Below are 10530 nucleotides of genomic sequence, written 5' to 3'. Positions count from 1 at the left end.
CCGCCTCCCGGGACGGACATCAGGACCGGCCGGACTCGCCCATGGCCGCGATCAGGCTGGCCGGGCGGAGGTCCGTCCAGTGGCGGTCGACGTGGTCGAGGCACACCTGGCGGGACTCCGGCCCGAGCGTGACCGTCCAGCCGGCGGGCACCTCGATGGCCGCCGGCCACAGCGAGTGCTGGTTCTCCTCGTTCACCAGCACCAGGAACTCGGCGGTGTCGTCGTCGAAGGGGTTGCTCATGACGGGAATCTCCTTGCTTCGGTGAGCGGCCGCCGGCCCCACGCGAGGTGCGACCAGTGTTCGTCGAGGTCGTCGGGGGCGGTGACCGGTTTCGGCTCGGCGGGCGGCGGGATCCGGTCGACGCCCTGCGCGCGCAGCCAGTCGTCGTTGTAGACGGTGTCGAGGTAGCGGTAGCCGTCGTCGGGGAAGAGCGCGACCGTCACCGAACCCGGCTCCTGGCGGGCGTGCCACCGCGCGGCGAGGAAGGACGCGCCGCTCGTCGGGCCGGCGAAGATCGCCCGCTCGGCGTAGAGCTCCCGGGTGGTCCAGAACGCCGGTGCCGCGCCGACCCAGTGCACGTCGTCGTAGGCGGTGTGCCGGACGTTGCCGGCGTGGATGCTGCTGCCGAGCCCGCGCAGGAGCCGTTTCCCGTTGTGGTGGCCGAAGATGACGCTGCCGGGGGTGTCCACCCCGGTCAGCTTGGTGTCGCCGCCGGACTGCCGCAGCGCGGCGGCCAGTCCGCCGGTGGAGCCGCCGGAACCGACCGGGCCGACCAGGCGGCCGATCGGGCCGAGCGTGCTGAGCAGCTGGTCGGCGACGATCCCGTAGGCGCCCGGGTTGTCCGGGTTCTCGTACTGGTCGGGCACGTAGCTGCCCGGGTGCGCCCGGTGCAGTTCGGCGACGCGGGCCAGCCGCGCGCCCTGGATCCCGCCGGGGGCGTCGAAGGCGTCGACGAGCTCGACCCGGGCGCCGAGGAACTCCAGCCGCGTCCGCAGGTTCCGGTCGATCGCCGGGTCGCCCACGACGATCAGCGGGTGCCCCCGCAGCCGGCAGACCAGCGCCAGCCCGAGCCCGAACGTGCCCGAGGACGTCTCGATCACCGTCGCGCCGGGCGCGAGCGCACCGCTGCGCCGGGCGCGGTCCACGATGTACCGCGCGGGCAGGAGCTTCATCAGCGTGAACACCGCGGCGTAGAGGTTGTCCTCCAGCCGGACGATCCGGGGCAGTTCGTTCGCCTCGACCACCGACGCGAACGCGCCGCCGACCTGCCGGGTCATCGCGGTCCCCCCACCGTGAAGCGCCAGACGTCCTTGATGCCGAGGTCGGCCAGGAGCAGGCGGGCGTGTTCCCGCTGCCGTTCGACGTCCGGTTGCCGGGCGTCGAAGAGCAGGGACGCCACGTCCCCGCTGTGCGCGACCTGCAGCCCGGCCGCGCCGGTCCGGCGGATCAGCGCGGTGATCCGGTCGAGCCCCGGGATCGGCAGGTTCCGCTGGTTGAGCTCGGCGCTGGCCGTGGCGACCGCGCCGAGCGCGGCGGGGTCGTCGCGCTGGAGCGCGCCGCGCAGCTGGTCGCGCAGGTCGCGGAAGCGCACGACGTCCGACGGGGTGTATTCGGCCGGCGGCAGGGAGAGCGTGTCGATCCCGGTGCCGGTCGCGCTGGTGCCGAACCCGACCGCGGCCAGCCGGGGCAGGCGGCAGCCGAAGTCCTCCAGCACGATGCCGTCGCGCTGGGCGAACAGCACCGGGTTCCCGCCGAACATGAGCGGGTCCGACGCGATCTCCGCGCGGACGGCCAGCCGGGCGATCACGGAACTGGGCAGCTCGCGGCCGAACGCGCCCTGCACGGCCAGCACGGCCACCAGCACGTCGCAGGTCGACGAGCCGAACCCGCGGGAGGACGGCACCGTGCCGGTCAGTTCCAGGTAGCCGCCGACGTCGCCGTGGCCGAGCAGTTCCAGGGTCGCTTCCGCGGCCCGGCGGGCCTTCAGCTTGCCCGCGGGCTCGACGACCAGCGGCGCGCCCGGGTCCGGGGTGAAGCTCGCCCGCGCGGAGTGCAGGTGGCACGGCATCGACACCAGGCCGCGCCGGAGCCTGCCCTCGGCGTCGTCGAAGACGCCCTGCAGGATTTCGCCGTGGTGGCTGGTCGTCGTGGCGGTGGCGGTCCGGCCCGGTTCGACGACGCCGAGCGCGACGCCGGCGGCCACCGGTTCCCGCCAGCCGTCCACGACGGACTCCCGTTGCTCACCCATCTCGTGGCCTCCGATGTTCGCTGTCGTCCTCGCGGTCACCGGCCGGCACCGCCGTCCGGGCGCTCTTCGAAGCCCCAGACGTCCTCCGCGGCGAGGTCGCCGGCCGCGTACTTGCCGAGGGCGCTGATCAGCAGCCGCGCCTCGAACGCGAGGGCCTCGACGAGCCGGCGGAGGCCGTGGCGCGGGTCCTCGTCGACGGCGACGAGCGCCGCCCGCCCGAGGCCCACCGCGCGCGCCCCGAGCGCCAGGCACTTGACCGCGCGGGCGCCGGCCCACATCCGGCCGCTGGCGAGCAGGCAGCCCGACGGCGGTCCGACGCGCCGCAGGCACTCGGCCAGCGGCAGGCCCACGTGGTCCAGGAACGACGCCGGGGCCCAGCCGGTGCCCGCTTCGGCACCGTCGACGGTCACCGCGTCGGCACCGGCCGCCCAGGCGACGGCGGCCGCCGCCCCGACGTCCCGGCCGGGCGGCAGCTTCACCCACACCCTGGCCCGCGGGAAGTTGTTGCGCATCAGGCGGATCTGCTGCCGGAGGATCTCTTCGGTGAACGTCCCGGGGCTGGCCGAGCGCAGCACACGCCCGGACTCGCCGTCGAAGACGTCGCTCAGCGCGTACCGGTTGCGCAGCCGGGCCTCCTCCGCCGGGCCGACGACGGTCATCCCGCCGAGCCCGGGTTTGGCGCCCTGGCCCAGTTTCAGCTCGAACCCGAGCCGCCCGGTGTCCAGCAGCGGGGCCACCCCGGGGTCGCTGTAGACGAGGTTCCACACCTCGGCGTCGGCGTCCTCGGTGCTCTGCTGCACGACCACGCCGCCCTCGCCGTCGCCCGCGGCGTCGAGGTAGGCGCGGACCCGGGTCAGCAGGGCCGCCTGCGCGGTGGCCGGCCCGCGCCCGTAACCGTTGGCCGGGACGACGTTCTCGCCGATCACCATCGGCAGGCCGAGCGCGCCCGCCTGCCGCGCCGCGGCCACCCCGGGTTCGCTGCTGCCGAGCTCGGTCGAGCCGAACGCGGACAGGTAGACCGGCAGGGCCGAGGCGAACCCGCCGATCCCGGTGCGCAGGTCGACGTCGGAGAACAACGGCTCCCGGCCGAGTTCGATCAGCTTCTCCAGCCGCCGCGGCACGAACACCGGCGGCACCAGCCGCGCCCGGTCGATCAGGTCGCCGTCCGCGGTCGCGGTCGCGCCGAAGACTTCGTGGCCGTAGGACTTCAGTGCGGGGAAGGCGGCTTCGGGGCCGGTGCGGGCCCGGTACCGCACCTCCGCTTCGGGGAAGCCGTCGGCACGCAGGCCGCTCACGGGGACACCAGGCCCGGGATCTTCGGGTAGGCGTTGACCTGCCACACGGAGTCGAGCCCGGTCAGGTACCGGGTGAGCCGCTCCAGCCCCATGCCGAAGCCGGCGCTGGCCGGGATGCCGGCCCGGACCATGTCGAGGTACCAGGCGTACTTGGCCGGGTTCTCCCCGGTTTCCCGCATCCGGGTGACGATCGTGGCGTAGTCGGACTCGCGTTCGCTGCCGCTGACCAGCTCGCCGTAGCCGCCGGGGGCGATCAGGTCGAAGTTCCGCAGCACGCCGGGCCGGTCCGGGCTTTCCCGGTCGTAGAAGCCGCGGGAACCCTTGGGGTAGTCGGTGATGAAGAACGGCCGCTGGGCCTTGTGCGACAGCAGCTCCTCGCCCTGCCAGTCGATTTCGGCGTCCGGGTTCTGCGGGTGCTGGAAGTCGTGCAGCGCGGCGACGGCCTCGGCGTGGGTCCGCACTTCGAAGGGTTCCGAGAGCAGTTCGGTGAACACCATCGGGTCCCGGCCCAGGCTCGCGAGCTCGTCGGGGACGGTTTCGAGCACGTGCGCCACGATGTGGACCAGCAGCCGCTCGGCGACGCGCCGGGCGTCGGCACGGGTGCCGCCGGAGATCTCGACGTCGATCTGGTGGAACTCGACGAGGTGCCGGCTGGTGGAGCTGGTCTCCGGCGGTTCGGCGCGCACGTTCGGCGCGATGAAGAACAGCTTGTCGAACGCCAGCAGCGAGGCCTGCTTGTAGAGGATCCCGCTGGTCATCAGCTTGTACGGGTGCCCGTAGAAGTCGACGTCGAGCTGCTTCGAGCCGCGGATGCCGGGGTCGGTGACCGGGCCGATGACCGGCGGGAGCAGCTCGGTGAAGCCGTCGCCGTGCAGGAAGGCCCGCGCCGCGACGAGGACCTGCTGCTGGACCTTCAGCGCCGTCCGGGTGACCGCCGAGGCCAGGTGCTCCGACGGCGGCGGCGGGAGGTAGCGCGGGGTGGGGTTCGGGCTGGGCTCCATGACGGCTCCGTCCAATCCTGGCGGCGGCTGGGTGCCGGCCGGGGACGCTGCCCGCGGACCGGTTTCGAGGTCGAACTTGCGTTGCACGTAGGACAGCGAGGCCAGCAGCCCGGCGGCGGTCGGCCGGGTGCCCGCGGCGGCGTGCGGCGGCCGGGGCAGCGGCAGCGAGCCCACGTCGGCCCACCGCAGCCGCCCACCCGGGTCGATCGCGCAGGTCGCGCGGCGCGGGTTGTCCGGGTGCAGGCAGTACGGGATGTCGAGCCGGCCCAGCTCGAACGCCCGCGGCAGCGCGACCCGCAGCCGGTCGTCGAGGTCGAGCACCGCTTCGACGAGACGCCGGGCCTCGGTGTAGACCACGGTGTCGGCCGGGTCGGGCCGCGGGGACGCCCACGTCGTCGCCGCCGCGACGCGCCCGGCGAGTTCGAGCGCGGCGACGTTCTCCTCGATCGTGGGGATGCGGTGGGCCTCGGAGACGGTCTTCACGATCAGCCGGGCGGCTCCCGAACGCACGGCCAGCCGGGCGGCGTCCGCGAGCAGCCGCCGGGCGCCGCCCGCGGTGCGCGGGTACATCCCCATGTGCGCGTAGACCACCACGTGCAGGTCGATCCCGGGCAGCAGCTCCGCGGCCAGCCTGCGCAGCGCGTGGATGGCCTCCTCGTCCTGCTCGGCGTCGGTTTGCTGGGCGTAGCTCAAGGACAGGCTGCCCAGCCCGTGCTGGGCGAAGAACAGCCCCTCCAGCACGCTGATCGCCACGAGCATGCTCGGCGGGCACAGCTGCCCGAGCATGCAGCCGCCGAACGTCTCGACGTGCGGGGCCGCGCCGGTGTCCCGCAGACCGGCCAGCAGCTCGCAGGAGCGCGCCCAGTGCTGCACGGACTCGCGCAGCGGGATCCGGCTGTAGGGCAGGCAGTAGGAAACGGGACCGCCTTCGGTGGCGTCGAGACCGGAGTCGATCAGCGCGCCGATGATGTGCTGCGGGCGGGCCGCGCCGTGGCGGACCTGGACCGGGAACTGCGCGTCCCGGATGCCCTCGAGCACCGCCCGGGTGGTGGCGCGGCCGTGGGCGAGGATCGGGTAGCCGTTCAGCGGGACGCCGTCGGCGAGCGCCCGCTCGGCCGCGGCGAGTTCGTTGAGCCTCGTGTAGCTGTCGAGGGTCACCGTGCCGACCGTGGTGGCCGAGACCCGCCGGGTGGCGGCCAGCCCGGCGCGCATCCGGTCCGGGGCGGCGAACCCCATCCGCGGCTGCACGACCAGCCGGCCCGCCGCGTGCGCCCGCGCCACGAACGCCCCGAACGACGGCTGCCGTGTCACGACATCGCCATGGCCGGCAGCGCGGCCAGGTAGTCGCGGAACGCCGGGACGTCCGCCTCGTCGAAGACGCGGTCGAACCCGGCCCGCTCCAGCGCGGCCCGGCCGGTGCCGTTGCCCGTCCCGTCGACGCCGAGCTTCCCGCCGATCACCAGGGGCGTGCGCGCCAGCTCCGGGCAGTCCCGCACGAGCGGGGCCAGGCGCACGCCGTCGTTCACGCCGTGGCCGTTGACGCTGCTGACGACGATCAGGTCGGCCCGGGCGTCGCGGCATTCCCGGACCAGCAGCGCTTCCGGCACGCAGGCGCCGAGGTTCAGCACCCGGTGGCCCATTTCTTCGACGAGCAACTGGAGGAAGACCAGATTCCACATGTGGGAGTCGGAAATCGTGCTGCTGACCACGATCAGGGAACCAGGAGAAAATGATCTCATTGGGGGCTCTCGCGTCGTTCTCGGTGGCGGTGGGCGTTCGGTGGACGAAGAAACGTCCGCCGCCCGGGTCGTGCCGGTGATTTCCGCCGGCGTCTCGGTAACGTCGGCGAAACAGAACCTAAGCTGCAGGCGGCGCCGGGGAAGGCAGTTGCGGCGGCAGGACTGCGGCGGTCACCCGGCAGCGGGCGGCGACTGGTCGACGACGATCGCCGCCCGGGCCGACTCGGCGGCCGCAGCCGCCCGCGCGACGTCTCCGGCCCTGGTGATGACGTGGCCCAGCCGGTCGCGGAAGGACTGGGTGAGCTCGCCGATCCGCGCTCCCGGTGCGACGGTGACGGTCACCGCCCGGACGTCCGGCATCCCCTGCGCGGCGGGGATTCCCCGCACGGCGGTGACCGGGCCGGCCCGCTCGGCCACCAGGAAGCGGATCGACGCGGCCGCCGCGCGGGTCGGGACGAGCGCGGGGGACCGCCCGCAGGCCAGGTCGACGCAGCAGGCGACGAGGTCGATCCCGGCCGCTTCTTCGACGACGGCCGTGATCATGCCTCCGGCGAGGCGGGGGTTGACCTCGATCAGCACGGGCCCCCGCCGCGTCACCCGCAGTTCGGTGTGCGCGGCACCCCAGCCGAGCCCCAGCGCGCGCAACGCCCGCACCGCGGTCCGTTCCACCGCGGACCGTTCCGCGTCGGCCAGTGGCGCCGGGAAGTCGTGCCCGGTCTCGACGAAGAACGGGGCCGGCCCGAGGTGCTTGCGCGTCACGCCGACGACCTCGGTACCGATCGTTTCCACGGAGTATTCGGGCCCGCGCGCGAATTCCTCGACCAGCACCCGCCGTTCGCGCGCGGTGCCCCGCTCGTCGGCGCCGGCCAGCAGGGCCGCGACCGCCTCGGCCGCCTCGGCGGCGGTGGCGCACAACCGCACCCCGACCGACCCCGATCCCGCGACCGGCTTCACGACGACCGGCAGCCCGAGCGACCCCGCCGCGTCGACGGCCCCGGCGGGACCGTCCACCACGCGGAACGCGGGAACCGCGACACCGCCGGCCACCAGCAGGGCCCGCTGCCGGTCCTTCGCGCGGCACTCCCGGATGGCCGCCGCGGACGGGCCCGGCAGGCCCAGCCGGGCGGCTGCGGCGGCGGCCGCGGCGATGAAGTACTCCGAACTGGACGTGACGCCGGCGACGCCGTCGCGGGCGAAGCGGTCGCAGGCCGCGTCGACGGCGTCCTGGTCGCCCGTGTCGAGGGTCAGGTGGTCGACGCCGTCCTCGGCCAGGTACGGGTACCGGCCGGGATCCGCGGCCAGCACGACCGGGCGCAGGCCGCGGCGGCGCGCCACGGCGCAGAACCGGCGGCCGGAACCGGTGGTGTTGCTCTCGACGAGGACGAACCAGCGCAGCGGCGTCACGACGCGTGGTCCCGGCCGCCGGAGTGCAGGACTTCCGCGACCGCCCGGTCGAGCCCGCCGGCGGCCGCCCGCAGGTGGTCGCGCCGCTCGCGGCACCGTGCGGCCCGCCGGACCGCGGCCTGGCGCGCCTCGGCGAACGTCGCCGCGAACGCACCGGGGCCGCCGCCGGTCGCGGTGGCCGCGGCCACGGCGGCGACGTCGGGCCCCGCACTGTCCAAAGTGGTCTCACCGCGTTCGATCGCGGCCCGCACCGCGGCACCCACCTCGTGGTGGGCGCGCCGGAACGGCACCCCGCCGCGGACCATCCGGTTGGCGGCCGCGGTGGCCACGGTGAAGCCCTCCTCGGCCCGCCGGCGCATGCGTGCGGGCACCGGCGCGGTCCCGCCGGCCAGCACCTGGCTCAGCAGCACGGCTTCGGCCACGGCGTGCAGGCCCGGCCAGGCGGCCGCGACGGCTTCGGTGCCGACTTCGATGGTGTTGGTGAACGGCGTGGACTTCGTCATCGACGCGGCGGCTGTCCAGGCGCCGATCGCCGCCCCCGCCTTGGCCTTGACGTGTTCGAAGAGGAACGCGTTGCGCTTCTGCGGCATCGCCGAACTGCCGCCGACGAGGTGGTCGGGGAGGGTCACGAAGCCGAACTCGGCCGAACTCCACAGCTGCAGGTCCGTGGCCAGGCGGGACAACGTGATCCCGAGCCCGGCGACGGCGGCCAGCAGGCGGAGCAGCACGTCCCGGCTCGCCACCGCGTCGATGGCGTGGGCCGGGCCGCGTTCGAACCCGAGCAGGACCGCGACCAGGTCCGGGTCCAGCGGCAGGTCGGTGCCGGCGACCGCGCCCGCACCCATCGGGCACCGGTCCAGGCCGGCCCCGGCCGCGGCGACCGCGTCGAGGTCGCGGCCCAGCGCGATCGCGACGCCGAGCAGGTAGTGCCCGTAGGTCACCGGCATGGCGGCCTGGAAGTGCGTGTGGACCGGCATGACGACGTCGCGGTGGGCGCGGGCGCGGCCGAGCAGGACCGCTTCGAGCCGGAGCGCCTCCGACAGGAACCCGGCCAGCCACGTCCGGATCCGCAGCGCCGTCATCGTCGCCTTCAGGTCGTTGCGGGACCGGCCGGTGTGCAGGGCACCGCCCACGGCCTCACCGAGCCGCTCGGCCAGCTGTCCCTCGTACATCAGGTACGTCCCGCGCGGGGCCGGAACCCCGTGCAGCTCGGCGAAGTCGCCGGCGCGCAGGACGAGGATGCCGCGCAGCAGCGCGGCCGCCACCGCCGTGCCGAGCAGGCCGCACCGGTGCAGCATCACGACGTGCGCCAGGTCGACCTGCGAGGTCAGCCGGAGCTCTTCGGCCAGTTCGCCGGGAGCCGAGCCGAACACCATCCGGGCGGTGCGCGGGCGCAGGCCGCGCCGCAGCCGGCCGGTGGCGGTCATACGGTGGCCTCGTCGCGCAGGTACGGCACACCGGCGGGCCGGTCGGCGTGGAGCAGCTTGATCAGCTCCAGCACGACGAAGCCGCCCGGGCCGGGCTCGGGCGCGGTCCGGACGACCCCGCGCATCAGCAGCCGGCGGACCAGCCGGGCGCAGGCGGCCGGGGCCAGGCTGCTCAGCCGCACGGCGTCGGCGATCGACCAGCACCCGTCGACCGCGCACAGCCGCGCCAGCAGGGCCCGTTCGTCGTCGGCCAGCGCGCTCAGCTCCGAGCGCCCGGCGTCGCCGAGCTCCGGCCCGACGAACGCGAACGGGTCGTCCCGCAGGTACTGCAGCAGGGTTTCGGGGGAGCACACCATGAACCAGGACGCGGCGACCTGCAGCGGGGCCGGCATGCCGTCGAGCAGCCGGCACACTTCGGCCACGGCGGGCGAGTTGACCGCGGTCAGCCGGAAGCCGGTCCGGCCGATGCACCGGGTGAGCAGCTGCACCGAGCCGACCCGGGCCAGCTCGGCCGGGTCGCGGTCGGCCCGCCGGTGCGGCACGGCCAGCGGCTCCAGCGGGAACTCACGCTCACCGGGCAGCTGGAACGGGGTCCGCGCGGTGATCAGCACCCGCAGGCGGCCGCAGTGCCGGAGCAGGCCGGACAAGGCGTCGGCGTCGACGTTGGCCTGCTCGTAGCCGTCCATGACCAGCAGCGTCAGCCGGTCGCCGACCAGTCCCCGCAGTTCGGCCAGCGCGGTGCCCGCGGCCGCCACGGCGGGGCGTTCGAGAGCCAGGGCGACCAGCTCCGAAACCGGGTCCGAACCGGTGTCCCGGCTCGCTGCGGACTGGTCGGACGCCGAGCTCCACAGCACCGGCAGCCGGTGTTCCCGGTGCAGGAACCCGGCGATCTCCAGGGCGACCCGTGACTTGCCGACCCCGGGCAGGCCGGTCACGGTGACCAGCCGTAGATTGCCGGCGCCGAGCAGGTCGCCGAGCATCGTCACCTCGGCTTCCCGGCCGACGAGGGCGTCCATCGGCGCCGGCGGGGAAACCGGCCCGGCCGCGTAGCTCAGCTTGAGCTCCGGGCCGGCACCGCCGGCCGCCTTCTCGAAGTGGTTGCGCTCCTGCCCGGTCAGCCCCAGCCCGTCGGCGATGAGGTGCACGGTGTCGCGGCGCGGCCGGTGGGCCTTGCCGAGTTCCAGGTCGCGGATCGCCCGCACGCTGATCGTCGACAGATCGGCCAGCTGGCGCTGGGTCGCGCCCCGGCGCATCCGGTGCCACCGCAGCAGTTCGCCGAACTGGGGCGTTTCCCGCGGCCCCACCTCCGCGGCTCTCCGCACCTGCGGTGTGACCTGTCCGGACATGTGTTCCCCCTTTGTCGATATCTTGCCCGACGGTCGTGGATGACCATGGAAGAAGCGGCCCGCCGACGT

The 10530-nt window shown here is 74.7% G+C and carries 9 protein-coding genes; all 9 read right to left on the bottom strand.

Annotation, left to right across the window (positions count from 1 at the left end):
• Positions 1–19 precede the first annotated feature (19 nt).
• Entirely contained in the window at positions 20–241 is a 222-nt protein-coding gene (locus ACLJPY_RS33820) for an MbtH family protein (RefSeq protein ID WP_410594826.1), read from the bottom strand.
• Complete coding sequence (locus tag ACLJPY_RS33815; RefSeq protein WP_410594824.1) at positions 238–1278, bottom strand: PLP-dependent cysteine synthase family protein; 1041 nt, start codon at positions 1276–1278, stop codon at positions 238–240. The genes ACLJPY_RS33820 and ACLJPY_RS33815 overlap by 4 nt, the downstream gene beginning before the upstream one ends.
• Positions 1275–2249 (bottom strand): kinase, encoded by a 975-nt coding sequence (locus ACLJPY_RS33810; protein WP_410594822.1) that lies wholly within the window; start codon positions 2247–2249, stop codon positions 1275–1277. Before ACLJPY_RS33810 ends, ACLJPY_RS33815 begins: the two co-directional genes overlap by 4 nt.
• Before the next feature lie 35 nt (positions 2250–2284).
• On the bottom strand, positions 2285–3544 hold the full coding sequence (locus ACLJPY_RS33805) for a glutamate synthase-related protein (RefSeq protein WP_410594820.1): 1260 nt from the start codon (positions 3542–3544) through the stop codon (positions 2285–2287).
• Positions 3541–5856: an amino acid--tRNA ligase-related protein gene (locus ACLJPY_RS33800; RefSeq protein WP_410594819.1), complete on the bottom strand. Its 2316-nt coding sequence runs from the start codon at positions 5854–5856 to the stop codon at positions 3541–3543. The genes ACLJPY_RS33805 and ACLJPY_RS33800 overlap by 4 nt, the downstream gene beginning before the upstream one ends.
• Entirely contained in the window at positions 5853–6224 is a 372-nt protein-coding gene (locus tag ACLJPY_RS33795; protein ID WP_410594817.1) for a cobalamin B12-binding domain-containing protein, read from the bottom strand. Before ACLJPY_RS33795 ends, ACLJPY_RS33800 begins: the two co-directional genes overlap by 4 nt.
• A 231-nt stretch (positions 6225–6455) precedes the next feature.
• On the bottom strand, positions 6456–7688 hold the full coding sequence (locus tag ACLJPY_RS33790; RefSeq protein WP_410594815.1) for an ATP-grasp domain-containing protein: 1233 nt from the start codon (positions 7686–7688) through the stop codon (positions 6456–6458).
• Positions 7685–9115, bottom strand: coding sequence for a lyase family protein (locus ACLJPY_RS33785; RefSeq protein WP_410594813.1), 1431 nt, complete (start codon positions 9113–9115; stop codon positions 7685–7687). Before ACLJPY_RS33785 ends, ACLJPY_RS33790 begins: the two co-directional genes overlap by 4 nt.
• Positions 9112–10461, bottom strand: a complete 1350-nt coding sequence (locus ACLJPY_RS33780) for a helix-turn-helix domain-containing protein (RefSeq protein WP_410594811.1) — start codon at positions 10459–10461, stop codon at positions 9112–9114. Before ACLJPY_RS33780 ends, ACLJPY_RS33785 begins: the two co-directional genes overlap by 4 nt.
• Positions 10462–10530: the final 69 nt, after the last annotated feature.

Source organism: Amycolatopsis sp. lyj-23, assembly GCF_046549135.1.
GTDB lineage: Bacteria > Actinomycetota > Actinomycetes > Mycobacteriales > Pseudonocardiaceae > Amycolatopsis.
The sequence above is the reverse complement of the archived record's forward strand: the minus strand, read 5'-3'. Positions and strand labels throughout refer to the sequence as shown.